A 15,843-nucleotide genomic window follows, 5' to 3' on the forward strand; every position below is an offset into this window, starting at 1 on the left:
CCAGCGCCAGCCGGTCGGATTCCCCCAGAACCGGTTTGACACCCCTGAAAGTGACTCCTAAGTTGAGGATTTACAGACTCAATTTTCCTCAGGGATGGGCTTGCGATGAGCCATTTTCTAGACCGCCTGACCTTCTTCCGCCAACACTCGGAAAAATTCTCGGAAGGCCATGGAATCGCCACTGATGAATCGCGCGATTGGGAGGACACCTACCGCAAGCGCTGGGCCGCGGATAAAATCGTGCGCTCCACCCACGGGGTCAACTGCACCGGCTCCTGCTCCTGGAAGATCTACGTCAAAGGCGGCATCGTCACCTGGGAAACCCAGCAGACCGATTACCCCCGCACCCGTCCCGACCTCCCCAATCATGAACCCCGCGGCTGCCCGCGCGGCGCCAGTTACAGCTGGTACCTCTACTCCGGAACCCGGGTAAAATACCCGCTGGTGCGCGCCCGGTTGATCAAGGCCTGGCGTGCCGCGCGCGCCAATGCATCTCCCGTCGCCGCATGGCGCAGTATCGTCGAACAACCGGACACCCGCGACAGCTGGGTATCCCGTCGCGGCCGCGGCGGATTCGTGCGGGTGGGTTGGGAGGAAATCACCGAAGTTATTGCCGCCGCCAACGCCTATACCATCGACAAATACGGACCGGACAGGGTGGCGGGCTTCTCGCCGATTCCCGCCATGTCGATGGTTTCCTACGCCGCCGGTGGCCGCTACCTTTCACTGATCGGCGGCGCCCTGTTGAGTTTTTACGACTGGTACTGCGACCTGCCCCCCTCCTCTCCCCAGACCTGGGGCGAACAGACCGACGTGCCGGAGAGTGCCGACTGGTACAACTCCAGCTACCTGCTGGTATGGGGTTCCAATATCCCGCAAACCCGCTCGCCGGACGCACATTTCTATTCTGAAGTTCGCTACAAGGGCACCAAGAGTGTGGTGGTCTCCCCGGACTTCAGCGAGGCCTGCAAGTTTGCCGACCTCTGGCTACATCCCAAGCAGGGGACCGATGCAGCCCTGGCCCTGGCCATGGGACATGTGATCCTGTCCGAATTCTATGTAAAACGACAAGTGCCGTATTTTATCGACTACGCCCGGCGCTATACCGATTTGCCGTTTCTGGTAAAACTGGTTGAGCGCGACGGCCGTCTGGTGCCGGACCGCCTGTTGCGCGCAGCGGACTTCAGCGACGCCCTCGGCGAGTCCAACAACCCGGACTGGAAGCCGGTGGCATACGACGAAATCAGCGGCGAAATTGTCTGCCCCAATGGCACTGCGGGATTCCGCTGGGGCCAGGAAGGGAAATGGAACCTGGAGGAAAAAGATGGCCAGGGTCGCGAGACCCGACTGATGCTGAGTCTCGTGGAACAAACCGATGCCCGCGAAGACGTCGCCTTCCCCTACTTTGGCGCCGATGCCCCGGAGACCTTTACCGCAACCGCGCACGATACCATCCTCAACCGCAGCGTGCCGGTAGCGACCCTCGACCTGAAAGACGGCCCTTGCCGGGTGGCTTCGACCTTCGACCTGTTCCTCGCCAACTACGGTGTAGAGCGAGGCTTTGGCGGTGAAAATACCGCACAGAGCTTCGATGACGATGTGCCGTTTACCCCCGCCTGGGCGGAAGTCGTGTGCGGGGTAAAGCGCGACGACATCATTCACGTCGCGCGCGAGTTTGCCAGCAACGCGGAAAAAACCGAGGGCCGCTCCATGGTGATTCTGGGCGCAGGCCTGAATCACTGGTACCACATGGACATGAACTATCGCGGCATTATCGCGCTGCTGGTAATGTGCGGTTGCTGCGGCAAGTCCGGGGGTGGTTGGGCCCACTATGTCGGCCAGGAAAAACTGCGGCCACAGACCGGCTGGCTGCCGCTGGCATTTGGCCTGGACTGGACCCGCCCGCCCCGTCATATGAACGGCACCTCGTTTTTCTACGCCCACACCGACCAGTGGCGCTACGAATCCCTCAAGGTTTCCGACATCCTGTCGCCGCTCGCCCCCGAGGGCGACTGGGACCACGCGATGATCGACTACAACGTGCGCGCCGAGCGCATGGGCTGGCTGCCGTCCGCACCCCAGCTGCAGACCAACCCGTTGCAGCTGGCAAAACAGCTCAAGGAGGCCGGCGCTGACCCTCGCGCGGCGATCCCGGACAAGCTGAAGTCCGGGGAGCTGAGCTTTTCCTGTGAAGACCCGGACCACCCGCAAAACTGGCCGCGCAATATGTTTTTCTGGCGCTCCAATGTGCTGGGCGCCAGCGGCAAGGGCCACGAGTACTTCCTCAAGCATTTCGTCGGTTCACAGCACGGTGTGGTGGGCACCGAGGAAAGCAATGAAGTCAAACGGCCCACCGAGGTCGCCTGGCACGACAAGGCACCGGCGGGCAAACTGGATCTGATGGTCAACCTGGATTTCAGGATGTCGACCACCAGCCTGTACTGCGACATAGTGCTGCCAACCGCCACCTGGTATGAAAAGCACGATCTCAATACCTCGGACATGCACCCCTTTATCCACCCCCTGACCGCGGCGGTGGACCCGGTGTGGGAATGCCGCAGCGACTGGGATATTTTCAAAAGCATTGCCAAGAAGTTTTCCGAGGTGTGTCCGGAAGTACTCGGGGTCGAGCAGGACCTGGTGCTGACACCCATCCAGCACGACACCCCGGCGGAAATTGCCCAGCCCTACCAGCCCCAGGACTGGAAAAAAGGCGAATGTGAACCGGTCCCCGGACGCACCATGCCGGATATCGCGGTGGTGGAGCGCAACTACCCCGCCACCTACGAGCGCTTTGTCTCCATCGGCCCGATGCTGGAATCCAAGGGCAACGGCGGCAAGGGCCTCAACTGGAATACCGACAGCGAAATTGCCAACCTGGCGAGCCTCAATGGCACCGTTACCACCGGCGAGTGCGCCGGCCGCCCGAAAATCGAAACGGATATCGAGGCCTGTGAAGCCATCCTGATGCTCGCGCCGGAAACCAATGGCGAAGTCGCGGTCAAGTCCTGGCAGGCTCTGGCCAAGGCAACCGGCCGCGACCACCTGCACCTGGCGGAAGGCAAGGAGGAGGAGAAAATCCGCTTCCGCGATGTGGTCTCACAGCCGCGCAAAATCATTTCCTCGCCAATCTGGTCCGGTATCGAGAGTGAACACGTTTCCTATACCTCGAACTGGACCAACGTGCACGAGCTGATCCCCTGGCGCACACTCACCGGGCGCCAGCATTTGTTCCAGGACCACCAGTGGATGCTGGCCTTCGGCGAGGGTTTTGTCACCTGGCGGCCACCCATCGACACCCGCTCGGTCAAACAGGTACTGGGGAAAATCCCCAACGGCAACCCGGAAATCCAGCTGAATATCCTCACTCCACACCAGAAGTGGGGGATTCACTCCACCTACACCGAAAACCTGATTCTGCTGAGCCTCAACCGTGGCGGCCCGGTGGTGTGGATCAGTGAAGTGGATGCAAAACAGGCCGGTATCGAGGACAACGACTGGATTGAAGCCTTCAATATCAATGGCGCCCTGACCGCGCGCGCGATTGTCTCGCAGCGGGTGATGGCCGGTACCGCCATCATGTATCACGCCCAGGAAAAAATCGTGAATACCGTAGGCTCGGAAATTACCAACCAGCGCGGCGGGATTCACAATTCGGTCACCCGTATCAATGTGAAGCCGACACACATGATTGGCGGCTACTGCCAGCTGGCCTACGGCTTCAATTATTACGGCACCGTGGGCGCCAACCGCGACCAGTTTGTGGTGGTGCGCAAAATGAACGAGATCAACTGGTTTGACAAGGAAGTACACAGCTGACGGCGCTGGGGTGCAGACGCCTTGAGTAAGGGGTCCTGCGCGATATGGACCGTTGGGAATTCGAAATACAGGCGGTTGTTGAACCGTAAATTCACAGGGAAGCGCGATGAAAATCCGGGCGCAGATCGGGATGGTGTTGAACCTCGACAAGTGCATTGGTTGTCATACCTGTTCAATTACCTGCAAGAACGTATGGACCAACCGCGAAGGCGTCGAGTATGCCTGGTTCAACAATGTTGAATCCAAGCCGGGCATTGGTTATCCCAAGGACTGGGAAAACCAGGAGCGCTGGAACGGTGGCTGGGTGCGCAAAAAAAACGGCAAGCTGCAGCCCCGCGCCGGGTCCAAGTGGCGCCTGCTGGCGAATATCTTTGCCAACCCGGATCTCCCGGAAATTGACGACTTCTACGAGCCCTACACCTTCGAGTACGAATGGCTGCAGAAAGCGCCGGAGCTACAGGCGCAACCCTCGGCCAAACCCCGCTCCCTGGTCACCGGTGAAGCCCTGACCAAAATCGAATGGAGCGGCAACTGGGAAGATGACCTCAGCGGTGAGTTCAGCAAGCGCTCCCGGGACTACAACTTTTCCGGGGTAGAAAAGGAAATCTACGGCCAGTTCGAACAGACCTTCCTGATGTATCTGCCGCGGCTGTGTGAACACTGCCTCAATCCCTCCTGTGTCGCCTCCTGCCCATCGGGGGCCATTTACAAGCGCGAAGAAGACGGCATAGTTCTCATCGACCAGGACAAGTGCCGCGGCTGGCGCATGTGTGTCTCCGGCTGCCCGTACAAGAAAATCTATTACAACTGGTCCACCGGGAAATCGGAAAAGTGCATTTTCTGCTATCCCCGGATCGAAGCCGGCATGCCCACGGTGTGCTCGGAGACCTGTGTCGGCCGCATCCGCTACCTGGGCGTCCTGCTTTACGATGCCGACAAGATTGAAGCGGCGGCCTCGGTCGAAAATGAAAAGGATCTCTACCAGGCACAGCGGAACATATTCCTGGATCCCCACGACCCCGAAGTGCAGAAACGGGCGCTGCGTGCGGGGATTCCCCAAGCCTGGCTCGATGCTGCGAAGAAATCCCCGGTGTACAAGATGGCCATGGAGTGGGAGGTGGCGTTTCCGCTGCATCCGGAATACCGCACCCTGCCGATGGTCTGGTATATCCCGCCGCTGTCCCCGATCCAGTCCGCAGCGGAAGCCGGCAAGATGGCAGTCAACAACGGCATGCCCGATGTACGCTCCCTGCGCATCCCGCTGCGCTACCTCGCCAATCTGCTGACCGCCGGCGACGAAACGCCAGTTGCCAGGGCGTTGGAGCGCATGCTGGCCATGCGCGCCTATATGCGGGGGAAGACGGTGGATGGGGTGAGCGATGAAAAGATCCCGCAGAACGTGGGCCTGAACAGTGCCACCATCGAGGAGATGTACCGCTATATGGCGCTGGCCGCCTACGAAGATCGCTATGTCATTCCCACCAACCACCGGGAGTTCGACGAAAACGCCTACCAGCTGCGGGGCACTGCGGGCTTCGCCTTCACCGAGCCGCGCAACGGCAAGAGTAAAGACAGAGATGTATTCGGCGGCCCCAAAAAGATGCCGCGCAAACCCTACACGGATGCTTCCTGATGAAAAGGACCCTACGCGCGCTGGCGCTACTGATGGACTATCCCAGCGAAACCCTCAAGGCGCATATTGCCGAGGTACGGGACGCGCTGGATTCCGAAGCGTCACTGCCCGCCGCAAGCCGCACTTACCTGGCACCGCTGCTGGATAAATTTGAACACCTGCCTTTGCTTGAGCTGCAGATCGACTATTCGGGCCTGTTCGACAACTCCCGCGCCCTGTCACTGCACTTCTTCGAGCATATTCACGGCGAGAGCCGCGACCGCGGCCAGGCGATGATCGACCTGGGGGAAGCATACATTGAGCGCGGTTTCCTGATGACCCGGGAAGAACTGCCGGACTTTATTCCGATGTTTCTCGAATTTGTCTCCTGCCTGTCAGAGGACGAGGCCCGCGACTGGCTGTCGCGGCCATCCCATGTATTTGCGGCGCTACTGCAGCGGCTGGAAGAGTGCCAGTCCGAGTATGCGGCGATTTTTCACGGGCTGCTGACAATGGCCGGGGAAAAGCCCGACCCGGAATCGGTGCGCGAACTTGTGGAACGGGGACGGGCATCCGAGACAAAGTCCGTGGACGAGGATTGGGAAGAGGAGCCGGTGACCTTTATGGCATCCACTCAGGGCCGGCCTGTCAGCGGCGTGGTGGAGAAACTGAAGGCCGCGGGCAAGCTGATCATGAGCTCCAGTGATAATTGAGAGGCAAATCCATGCACAGTTTCATCAACTACTTGCTGTTTGGCTGGTATCCATATGTTGCCCTCACGGTGCTGATTCTCGGCAGCATCATCCGCTTCGACAAGGGGCAGTACACCTGGCGCTCACAGTCTTCCCAATTCCTGCGTCGCAAGCAGCTGATGGTGGGATCGAACCTGTTTCACCTCGGGGTACTGATCCTGCTGTTCGGGCACTTTGTCGGCCTGCTCACACCCATCGGCTTTTTTGACGCCCTCGGCATCAGTCACGGCTTCAAACAGCTGATGGCTTTGATAGTGGGTGGCATCGCCGGGATCCTGGGATTTATTGGCTGCAGCCTGCTGCTGCATCGGCGCCTGTTCGACCCGCGTATCCGGCGCAGCTCCTCGGTGGGTGACATCCTGGTGCTCCTGCTGCTGTGGATACAGCTGCTGCTGGGCCTCGCGACCACCATCTGGACCATGGATCACCTGGATGGCGAAGCCATGGTGCTGTTTATGGGCTGGGCCCAGGGGGTTCTCACCTTCAATCCCGCAGCCGCCGACCTGATCATCGATGCGCAGCTGGTATACAAGGTCCATATCGTACTGGGACTGACACTGTTCCTGATCACCCCCTTTTCGCGCCTGGTGCATATCTGGAGTGCGCCGGTTGCCTACCTGCTGCGCCCGGGCTACCAGGTCGTGCGTTCACGGCGGCTGGGCAGAAAGTCCACCACCCCGGTGCCGGCAGCAACCAGCGGCAGCCGCCCTGCCGCATCCAACAAATGAGCGCGAACCATGAGTAAAGACAGCGCCATACGCTATGTAGAGATACCACCGAACACTGCAGACACCCACCCGGAACCCGTGCTGCCCAGCGCCTGCGAAACCGGAGGCTGCGGTTGCTCGACAGCTGCCGCCCGACCGCAGCCGCCGGTGCTCGCCTTCGGTGTGGTCAGCGTCAACGGTGTGCAAATCCCGGAAGACCAGATTGCCCGGGAAATGCAGAATCACCGCGCCGGCGACGCCGAATCCGCATGGCATGAAGCCGCACGCGCGCTGGTGATAAAGGAACTGTTGCTGCACGAGGCCGCCAGCCGGCGTATCGATCCGCAGCCGGAGCGGAGCGCGGACGAATGTACCGAAACCGACGATGACGCCACCGTGCGCGCACTACTGGAACAGGAGCTGCCCCCGGCGCAGGTCAGCGAGGAGGAGTGCCGCCGCTATTACGATGGCCATCTGCACCGCTTCCGCACGCCGGATCTATTCGAAGCGGCGCACATCCTGATCGAACCTGCGGAAGACAGTGACCAGGGCTGGCGCGACGCCGAGCAGAAAGCACGGGCACTGGCAGCCGAACTGGCTGACGATGCCCGGCGCTTTGCCGACGCCGCACAGGAATTTTCCGGCTGCCCCACCGCCCAGCAGGGGGGCTCCCTGGGTCAGGTGCGGCGCGGTGAACTGGACCGGTCGCTGCACGCGGTACTGGAAACCCTGGAGGAAGGGTGCAGCGCCCGGGAACCGGTTCGCAGCCGCTTCGGCTGGCACCTGGTACGCCTGCAACGCAAGATCGACGGGCAGACACTCCCCTTCGAACTTGCCAGGGAAAAGATTATCGACCTGCTGGAAGCGCGCGCCTGGGTAAACGCTGCATCCCGGTACATCGTTGAACTGGCGCGCCGCGCAAAGATTGAAGGTGTGCAACTCGATCCGGTTGCCATACAAAGTGAGGGCCAAGCCCATGACTGAGAAAAAACCGCCCAAGGACGCCCACCTGAACCCGGACCTGCACGCGGTGCACGACGACACCTACGGCCCCGACCAGCAGGGCCACGACCCGATGGAAAACGTGCATGTGACCACCAGGAAATCGAGCGGCTGGCCACTGGTATGGGCATTCGTGGTGATCGCCTGCGTGCTGATCACCCTCTACATTTTCTTTGCCTGAGGCGGTTGGATTTAACAGGGAGCCGTCCACATGAACTCGACAGCCGAAATTTCCAAGTCCGATCAGACCCGCGCGCTAACTCTCAGCACCATCGCGTTTACCGCGTGTTTTGCGGTGTGGACGATTTTCTCGATCATTGGCATCGCCATCCAGGAAGAGCTGGGGCTCAGCGAATCCCAGTTCGGTATCCTGGTGGCCACGCCTATCCTCACCGGATCGGTAACCCGCCTGGTTCTCGGTATCTGGACCGAGCGCTATGGCGGCCGGCTGGTATTCTCCCTGCAGATGCTGCTTGCGGCGCTCGCCACCTGGTTGCTGACCCTCGCCTCCTCCTATCCGATGTACTTGCTGGCGGCACTGGGGATCGGCCTTGCCGGGGGATCGTTTATTATCGGTGTAACTTATGTTTCGCGCTGGTATGGACCGGAATTGCAGGGCACCGCGCTGGGTATTTTCGGTGCGGGCAACGTGGGTGCTGCGGTCACCAAATTTGTAGCACCCTTTATCATGGTCGCGTTCGGCTGGCACACGGTGGCCTATGTATGGGCCGCCGCCCTCGCCCTGATAGGCATTGTTTTTTATCTCATGGCAAAGGATGAACCGCAGCTGCTTGCACAGCGCTCGTCCGGTGCCAAGCCCGTTTCCTTTGCACAGCAGTTCGCGCCCCTCGAAGATATCCGGGTGTGGCGCTTCTCGCTCTACTATTTTTTTGTCTTCGGTGGCTTTGTCGCCCTGGCCCTGTGGCTGCCCCACTATCTGGTGGACGTCTACGAAGTGGACCTGAAAGTCGCCGGTAGCTGCGCCGCCGCCTTCTCGCTATCGGCATCGCTGTTCCGCGCCTATGGCGGACACCTCTCGGACCGCTTTGGTGCCCGGTCGGTGATGTACTGGACCTTCGGGTTTTCCCTGGTTCTGCTGCTCATGCTCTCCTACCCGCCAACCCAGTACATTATCGATACCAAACGCGGTCCCCTCTCCTTTTCTACGGAAATGGGACTTTGGCCCTTTGTGGTTACGCTGTTCATTCTCGGCTTTTTCATGAGCCTGGGAAAAGCGGCAATCTATAAACACATTCCCATGTATTACCCGCGGCACGTAGGCTCCGTCGGCGGGCTTGTGGGCATGATCGGCGGCCTCGGTGGATTTATCCTGCCGATCATTTTTGGCATGGCACTGGATCTGACCGGAATCTATACCAGCTGCTTTGCCATCCTGTTTGCCATCGTGGTGTTTTCGCTGATCTGGATGCACCTGGCCATCCAGGCGGAAGAGCGGGCAGATGTAAAAGGCGTTTCCGGTTTCGCCGGGGAACCCTCGGAAACACAAGTTAAAAAAACCTTCGCAGAACTATCCAGCGCCGAAGGGCAGCGGGAACTGCAGGACTGGCATCCGGAAGACGCGGAGTTCTGGGAAAGCAAAGGACGCGCCATTGCAAGGCGCAACCTGTGGATTTCAATCCCGGCGCTGTTGCTCGCGTTTGCGGTGTGGATGGTGTGGTCCGTGGTGGTCGCCCGCCTGCCCGCCATCGGCTTCGACTTCACTCCATCGCAGTTGTTCTGGTTGGCAGCACTGCCGGGCCTGTCCGGTGCCACCCTGCGGATTTTCTACAGCTTTATGGTACCCATATTTGGCGGCCGCTTGTGGACCACCCTGTCCACCGCTTCACTGTTGATTCCCGCTATTGGCATGGGCTATGCGGTGCAGGATCCCAATACCCCCTTCCTCATTTTCCTGGTACTGGCACTGCTGTGCGGCTTCGGCGGCGGCAACTTCGCCTCGTCGATGGCCAACATTGCGTTTTTCTTCCCGAAAAAGGAAAAAGGCAACGCACTGGCCCTGAATGCCGGCCTTGGCAATCTGGGTGTGTCCCTGATGCAGTTCCTGGTGCCGCTGGTGATTACCGTCGGAGTGTTCGGGGTGATCGGTGGCGAGCCTCAGCAAGCCGGTGATGGCACCCTGCTGTGGATGCAGAATGCGGGCTTTATCTGGGTACCACTGATTATTGCGTCCACGGTAGCCGCCTGGTGGGGAATGAATGACATCGCCGACGCCCGCTCCAGCTTCAGCGACCAGGCCATCATATTCAAGCGCAAACACAACTGGCTGATGTGTATTCTGTATACGGGCACCTTCGGCAGTTTTATCGGCTATTCCGCAGGTTTCCCATTGCTTTCGCGGTTGCAGTTCCCGGAAGTGGATGCACTGAAACTGGTATTTCTCGGACCGCTGGTGGGTGCCCTTAGCCGCGCCGGCACCGGCTGGATGGCCGACAAGTTTGGCGGTGCGCGGGTTACCTTCTGGACCTTTGCACTGATGATCGTGGCGGTTTTCGGGGTAATCTATTTCCTCACCAACAACCAGGCGCCCGGTGCGTTCATGGGCTTCTTCGGCTGTTTCCTGGCCCTGTTCTTCCTTACCGGGGTGGGTAACGCTTCGACCTTCCAGATGATACCGGTGATCATGGGCAAGGAGGTACCACGGCTGATGCCCGGCCTGTCCGGCGAAGACCTGCAGCGCCAGATCGATCGGGAGAGTGCTGCCATCATCGCCTTTACCAGTGCAATTGCCGCCTACGGAGCCTTCTTCATTCCCAAGGCATACGGCACATCAATCGAGATGACCGGGTCGGCAAATGCGGCGCTGTGGTGCTTCCTCGCATTTTACGTGGTATGCCTGCTCATCACCTGGCATTTCTATTCCGCGCGCCACGGGCTGCTGTACGATGTGGAGCGACGCCGCGGAAAATAACCGGTCTGCACTACCCCGGGACATCGACACCCCGCTGGCAGAATCACCGGGGTGTCACTGCGTTAAATCGGGCTCAGCAGACTGCCCCCATCCACCGGCAGCGCGACGCCGTTGATAAAGCTGCCTGCATCACTGGCCAGCAGCAGCAGTGGCCCCGCGAGCTCACGGTATTCCCCCAGGCGCTGGGGCACCAGCTTGCGAATATATTCCCGCCCCTTTTCGGTGCCGAATTCTGCGGCGTTGATATCGGACGCAAAATACCCCGGACACAATGTATTCACCCGTACCCCGTAACGGCCGAGCTCCAGCGCCATATTCTTGCTCAGCTGCGCCACCGCTACCTTGGACACGTTGTAATCGGTTTTCATGATGCCGGTGCACAGGCTGTAAATGGAACCGGTATTGATGATGGTTCCACTCCCGTGCGCCTTCATCCGGATCGCCGCTTCGCGGGCAACCCGCCACACACCGCGCAGGTTCACATCCAGCAGCCCGCCCCAGATATCTTCTTCCTGCTCCACAAACCTGCCGGGTTTGGTACTGATCCCGGCATTGTTGACCAGGATATCCAGCTGCCCGGTCATTGCGTCGATGGCCTGAAAGGCAAGTTCGACACTTTCGGGGCTGGCCACATCCATCGCCACCACCCTGGCCCTGCCACCATTGGCGACAATTTTTCCCGCGAGCTCATCCAGTTTTTCTACCCGGCGCGCAGCAATAATGACCTCGGCGCCGGCCTGCGCCAGCACTTCGGCAAAATACGCCCCGAGGCCGCTGGAAGCACCGGAGACCAGTGCGGTTTTCCCCTGCAGTGAAAAAAGGTTCTCTATCATTCCTTGGATCCTCCCCCGCCTTCCCCAGACTTTTCAGCGTCCTTCAAATTCCGGCTGACGTTTTTCGAAGAACGCCTGGGCGCCCTCGCGGAAGTCGCGACTGCGGAATAGCAGATTCTGGATTTCTGCTTCCAGTGCCATTACCGATTCTAGATCGTAGGTCTCTGCCTCCCGCAGCACCTGTTTCGAATAGCGCAGTGTCAGCGGCGCCGCCGCCGTCACCTGTTCGGCGAAACGCAGGGCTTCCGCTTCCAGTGCATCCGCCGGTACCACGCGGTTGGCAATCCCCAGCTGCACACAGCGAGCGCTGTCCAGCTTCTGCGAAAGTGCGATCATCTCAAATGCACGCTTGGAGCCCAGGCGCTCGAGCAGCATCTTGTGGTTACCGCCATCCGGCAACAGGCTGATACTGCCGAAGGCGGAATACAGGAATGCATTGTCGGCCATGATCATCAGGTCACAGGCCATGGCGATGGAGGAGCCGATCCCGGCGGCTGCGCCCTGTACCGCACTGATATACGGCTTGGGGGATTTGCGGATTCCCAGAATGATGGGGTGGTACTCGCCGTTCAAAACTTCGGTAACAAAGCCGTCGCGCTCGGCACCCGGCAGGCGCTCGGTAAGGTCGGCCCCGGCACAGAAGCCACTGCCCGCGGCATTGATCACCACCGCTCGCACCCCGTCATCCGCATTGGCCTTTTCGATCACATGCCGCAATTCCAGGCGCAGTTTCTGGTTCAGGGAGTTGCGCGATTCCGGCCGGTTCAGGGTGACGATCGCCACCCGGTTTTCCACCCGGTACAGCACTGTTTCATAGAGTTCCATAATCGTTCCTTATGCTGATTCCACAGTGGCAGTGGTTTTTACGGTGCCGGTCTTCTGCAGTGCTTCCAGCTCTTCCTCACTGTAACCAAGGGACGCGAGGACGTTGGCGGTATCCGCACCCGGCTGGCGGCGGCCATGTAGCACCGACGACGGTGTACGACTGAAGCGGGGGGCCGGTGAAGGCTGCAGATAGCCATCGACCGGGATATAGCTGTCGCGCGCCGTATTGTGCGGGTGCTGCGGCGCTTCATCGGCACTCAGTACCGGCGAGACACAGGCATCACTGTCTTCCAGTAATGCACACCACTCGTCGCGGGTCTTCTCGCGGATTTTTTCGGCGAGCTGCTGTTTCAGTTCCGCCCAGCGAGATGGGTTGGCCTGCGCGGCGCTGTTGAAGGTGTTTTTATCCAGTCCCGCCAGCTCCACAAAGCGGGCGAAAAACTGTGGTTCGATGGAGCCCAGGGCAATGTACTTGCCGTCCCGGGTTTCGTAGGTATCGTAAAAAAATGCCGCGCCGTCGAGAATATTGCTTTCGCGCTCCGCCAGGTTCCACATACCGGCGGCATGAAAGCTGTGGCACATCCACATCAGGTTGGCCACCCCGTCCACCATCGCCGCATCCACCACCTGCCCCTTGCCGGACATCTTGCCTTCCAGCAGCGCAGCGAGAACCCCCATCACCAGAAACATGGTGCCGCCGCCAAAATCGCCCACCAGATTAAGCGGTACCATCGGCTTTTCGTTTTTGCGGCCAATACCGTGCAGGGCGCCGGTGAGCGCGATGTAATTGATATCGTGACCGGCATTGTTGGCCAGCGGGCCGTCCTGCCCCCAGCCGGTCATGCGCCCGTATACCAGTTTCTGGTTCACCGCCATGCATTCATCCGGACCGATCCCGAGTTTTTCCATCACTCCCGGGCGAAAGCCTTCGATCAGCACATCGGCGGAGGCCACCAGCTTGAGGAACACCGCCCTGCCCTCATCGCTCTTCAGGTCGAGTACCACGGACTTCTTGCCGCGGCGGCTCATGTCCTTGGCGTACATGGGGTCGACCTGCAACCCGCGGTCCACGCAAATTACTTCAGCGCCCATATCCGCAAACAGCATGCCGGCCATGGGACAGGGGCCCATCCCCACCAGTTCGATGACGCGATACCCACTCAATACACCCATGATTCACTCCGATATCCGGTTGCCGGAAAAAGAGCCCGCAGAGCGGGTCTAGACAGGCAACAGAGAGAAAATTGACTTAACGCGGCTGCATGCGGATGCCGGCATCCATACGGATACACTCACCGTTGATGTAGTCGTTCTCGACGATATGTGCCGACAGCGCCGCGATCTCACTGGTCTTGCCCAGGCGCTGCGGGAACACGGTGGACGCCTCCAGTGATTTGTAATAGGACTCTTCCACGGTTTCAAACAGCGGTGTATGGATCAGCCCCGGGACGATGGTATTTACGCGGATACCATAACTGGCCAGTTCTCGGGCCATCGGCAGGGTCATACCCACCACCGCGCCCTTGGTCGCACTGTAGGCCACTTGACCCACCTGGCCTTCGTAGGCGGCAACGGAGGCGGTGTTGATGATTACCCCGCGCACGCCGTCATCGTTGACCGGCTCGTTGGCCGCCATGCGCTCGGCGGCCAGTCGCGCCACATTGAAGGTGCCCACCTGGTTCACCATCACCACTTTCATATAGCTGTCCAGGGGGTGCGGGCCATTCTTGCCGTAGGTCTTGCAGGCAGAACCGATACCGGCGTAGTTGTTGACGATATGCAGTGCCCCGAACTGTTCGATCACCGCGGTAATCGCTTCCGCTACGGATGCCTCATCGGCCACGTTGACCTTGCAGAACAGGGCGCGTTCACCCAGCTTCTCCGCCAGCGCCGTGCCACCCTTCTCGTCCAGGTCAAAAATGGCCACGTTGGCGCCGTCGGCAATATAACGCTCGACCGTCGCCTGACCCAGGCCGGATGCGCCACCGGTCACAATTGCGGTTTTTCCCTTGATATCCATAATTCCCACCTCTCACTACGATTTTTGTTTATTAAAGACGGTCGACAAACTGCTCGTAATCGTCGCGCAGGAAATCGCGACTGATCAGCAGTTTCATCACTTCGGAAGTGCCCGCGTAGATACGGGTAATACGCGCATCGGTATACATACGGGAAATCGGGTACTCGTCCATATAACCGGAGCCCCCGTGCAGCTGTACCCCCTCGTCAACCACGCGACAGAGCAGTTCGCTAGTGACCAGTTTCGCCTTGGCGGCATCGATGGTCGAAAGCGCACCCTGGTTTACCGCTGCCACGCACTGGTCGATATACACCTGCTGCATATCCAGTTCCGCGCGCAGTTCCGCTAGCTTGAACTGGGTGTTCTGGAAATCCGCCAGGGTTTTGCCGAACATCTTGCGCTCGCACACAAAATCCAGGGTGATGTCGAAGGCTTTCTGGGCGGCTGCGATGAATTCCGTGGCTGCGATCAGGCGTTCTTCCGCCAGCGCCTCCATCAGGTAGGAAAAGCCCTTTGCCGGATCTCCCAGCACGTTCGCCCTGGGGATTTTGACATTGGTGAAAAAGAGCTCCGCGGTATCCTGGGCTTTCTTGCCCATTTTCTTCAGGTTGCGCCCGCGCTCGAAGCCATCCATGCCCCGCTCCACCAGGAACAGGCCGATCTGGCGCGGGTTGTTTACCGGGTCGGTCTTGGCGGCAACGATAATGAGGTCGGCATTGACGCCGTTGGAAATAAACGTCTTGCTGCCGTTCAGCAGGAAGTGGTCGCCCTGGTCGATGGCGGTGGCGCGCATGCCGGCGAGGTCGCTGCCCGCATCGGGCTCGGTCATCGCGATGGCGAGAATAATGTCGCCGCTGACACAAGCGGGCATAAACCGTTGCAGTTGCTCGCGGCTGCCAAAGCGTTTCAGGTAGGGGCCAACCAGACGGCTGTGCAGGGTGGCATACCAGTCCCCGGTGAGGGCGTACTGGTTTTCCTCGATGATGATCTGCTCGAAGCGGAAATCGTCATCCCCCAGGCCACCGTACTCTTCGTCCGGCCACACCATCAGGAAACCCATTTCCCCGGCCTTGCGGAACGCCTGGCGATCCACGATTCCATCCTCTCGCCAGCCTTCCATATAGGGCACGATCTGTTCGTGCAGGAACTTGCGATAGGCGTCGCGGAACATCACCTGTTCCTCGGTGAAGTTTCTCTTCAGCATCGACTGAACCCGATTATTAGAATTATGTATTGATATATCCGTGGCGGTGTCGCTACCGGGTGCGGTCTTGCGAGACACGCCGTAAACCCATCCCTGGGGGCTCTTCCGCGAGGTCCCTCTCGCGGAAGGTCTCACAAGAC

12 protein-coding genes are annotated in these 15,843 nt (G+C 59.7%); 7 read left to right on the plus strand and 5 right to left on the minus strand.

Annotated features, from left to right (window positions below):
• Positions 1-105 precede the first annotated feature (105 nt).
• The 7 genes from QZ511_RS09200 (at position 106) to QZ511_RS09230 (ending at position 10,821) form a co-directional block, all read left to right on the plus strand.
• Positions 106-3,819 (plus strand): nitrate reductase subunit alpha, encoded by a 3,714-nt coding sequence (locus tag QZ511_RS09200; protein ID WP_295801894.1) that lies wholly within the window; start codon positions 106-108, stop codon positions 3,817-3,819.
• Between the two features lie 106 nt (positions 3,820-3,925).
• Positions 3,926-5,452, plus strand: a complete 1,527-nt coding sequence (gene narH / locus QZ511_RS09205; protein ID WP_295801896.1) for a nitrate reductase subunit beta — start codon at positions 3,926-3,928, stop codon at positions 5,450-5,452.
• Positions 5,452-6,144 (plus strand): nitrate reductase molybdenum cofactor assembly chaperone, encoded by a 693-nt coding sequence (gene narJ / locus QZ511_RS09210; RefSeq protein ID WP_295801898.1) that lies wholly within the window; start codon positions 5,452-5,454, stop codon positions 6,142-6,144. Before narH ends, narJ begins: the two co-directional genes overlap by 1 nt.
• A gap of 11 nt (positions 6,145-6,155) precedes the next feature.
• Positions 6,156-6,911 (plus strand): respiratory nitrate reductase subunit gamma, encoded by a 756-nt coding sequence (narI, locus tag QZ511_RS09215; protein ID WP_295801901.1) that lies wholly within the window; start codon positions 6,156-6,158, stop codon positions 6,909-6,911.
• 9 nt (positions 6,912-6,920) lie between these two features.
• Complete coding sequence (locus tag QZ511_RS09220; protein ID WP_295801903.1) at positions 6,921-7,874, plus strand: peptidylprolyl isomerase; 954 nt, start codon at positions 6,921-6,923, stop codon at positions 7,872-7,874.
• Positions 7,867-8,073, plus strand: coding sequence for a hypothetical protein (locus tag QZ511_RS09225; protein ID WP_295801904.1), 207 nt, complete (start codon positions 7,867-7,869; stop codon positions 8,071-8,073). Before QZ511_RS09220 ends, QZ511_RS09225 begins: the two co-directional genes overlap by 8 nt.
• 30 nt (positions 8,074-8,103) lie before the next feature.
• Positions 8,104-10,821 carry an MFS transporter gene (locus tag QZ511_RS09230; RefSeq protein WP_295801906.1) on the plus strand — a complete coding sequence of 906 codons (2,718 nt, stop codon included), beginning with the start codon at positions 8,104-8,106 and terminating at the stop codon, positions 10,819-10,821.
• Positions 10,822-10,883: 62 nt separating this feature from the next.
• Here the strand turns inward: QZ511_RS09230 and QZ511_RS09235 are convergent, their stop codons facing one another.
• The 5 genes from QZ511_RS09235 to QZ511_RS09255 form a co-directional block, all read right to left on the minus strand.
• Positions 10,884-11,654, minus strand: a complete 771-nt coding sequence (locus QZ511_RS09235) for an SDR family oxidoreductase (RefSeq protein WP_295801909.1) — start codon at positions 11,652-11,654, stop codon at positions 10,884-10,886.
• Between the two features lie 33 nt (positions 11,655-11,687).
• Positions 11,688-12,479, minus strand: coding sequence for an enoyl-CoA hydratase-related protein (locus QZ511_RS09240; protein ID WP_295801911.1), 792 nt, complete (start codon positions 12,477-12,479; stop codon positions 11,688-11,690).
• Positions 12,480-12,488: 9 nt separating this feature from the next.
• Positions 12,489-13,652 carry a CaiB/BaiF CoA-transferase family protein gene (locus QZ511_RS09245; protein ID WP_295801912.1) on the minus strand — a complete coding sequence of 388 codons (1,164 nt, stop codon included), beginning with the start codon at positions 13,650-13,652 and terminating at the stop codon, positions 12,489-12,491.
• A 76-nt stretch (positions 13,653-13,728) separates the two neighbouring features.
• Entirely contained in the window at positions 13,729-14,499 is a 771-nt protein-coding gene (locus QZ511_RS09250; RefSeq protein WP_295801914.1) for an SDR family NAD(P)-dependent oxidoreductase, read from the minus strand.
• A 31-nt stretch (positions 14,500-14,530) separates the two neighbouring features.
• Entirely contained in the window at positions 14,531-15,703 is a 1,173-nt protein-coding gene (locus tag QZ511_RS09255) for an acyl-CoA dehydrogenase family protein (RefSeq protein ID WP_295801915.1), read from the minus strand.
• Between the last annotated feature and the right edge of the window lie 140 nt (positions 15,704-15,843).

This window comes from uncultured Microbulbifer sp., assembly GCF_913055755.1.
Classification (GTDB): Bacteria; Pseudomonadota; Gammaproteobacteria; order Pseudomonadales; family Cellvibrionaceae; genus Microbulbifer.

Coding starts and splice junctions, on each gene's coding strand:
- QZ511_RS09200 (WP_295801894.1), top strand. CDS start 106: ATGAGCCATTTTCTAGACCGCCTGACCTTCTTCCGCCAACACTCGGAA.
- narH (WP_295801896.1), top strand. CDS start 3,926: ATGAAAATCCGGGCGCAGATCGGGATGGTGTTGAACCTCGACAAGTGC.
- narJ (WP_295801898.1), top strand. CDS start 5,452: ATGAAAAGGACCCTACGCGCGCTGGCGCTACTGATGGACTATCCCAGC.
- narI (WP_295801901.1), top strand. CDS start 6,156: ATGCACAGTTTCATCAACTACTTGCTGTTTGGCTGGTATCCATATGTT.
- QZ511_RS09220 (WP_295801903.1), top strand. CDS start 6,921: ATGAGTAAAGACAGCGCCATACGCTATGTAGAGATACCACCGAACACT.
- QZ511_RS09225 (WP_295801904.1), top strand. CDS start 7,867: ATGACTGAGAAAAAACCGCCCAAGGACGCCCACCTGAACCCGGACCTG.
- QZ511_RS09230 (WP_295801906.1), top strand. CDS start 8,104: ATGAACTCGACAGCCGAAATTTCCAAGTCCGATCAGACCCGCGCGCTA.
- QZ511_RS09235 (WP_295801909.1), bottom strand. CDS start 11,654: ATGATAGAGAACCTTTTTTCACTGCAGGGGAAAACCGCACTGGTCTCC.
- QZ511_RS09240 (WP_295801911.1), bottom strand. CDS start 12,479: ATGGAACTCTATGAAACAGTGCTGTACCGGGTGGAAAACCGGGTGGCG.
- QZ511_RS09245 (WP_295801912.1), bottom strand. CDS start 13,652: ATGGGTGTATTGAGTGGGTATCGCGTCATCGAACTGGTGGGGATGGGC.
- QZ511_RS09250 (WP_295801914.1), bottom strand. CDS start 14,499: ATGGATATCAAGGGAAAAACCGCAATTGTGACCGGTGGCGCATCCGGC.
- QZ511_RS09255 (WP_295801915.1), bottom strand. CDS start 15,703: ATGCTGAAGAGAAACTTCACCGAGGAACAGGTGATGTTCCGCGACGCC.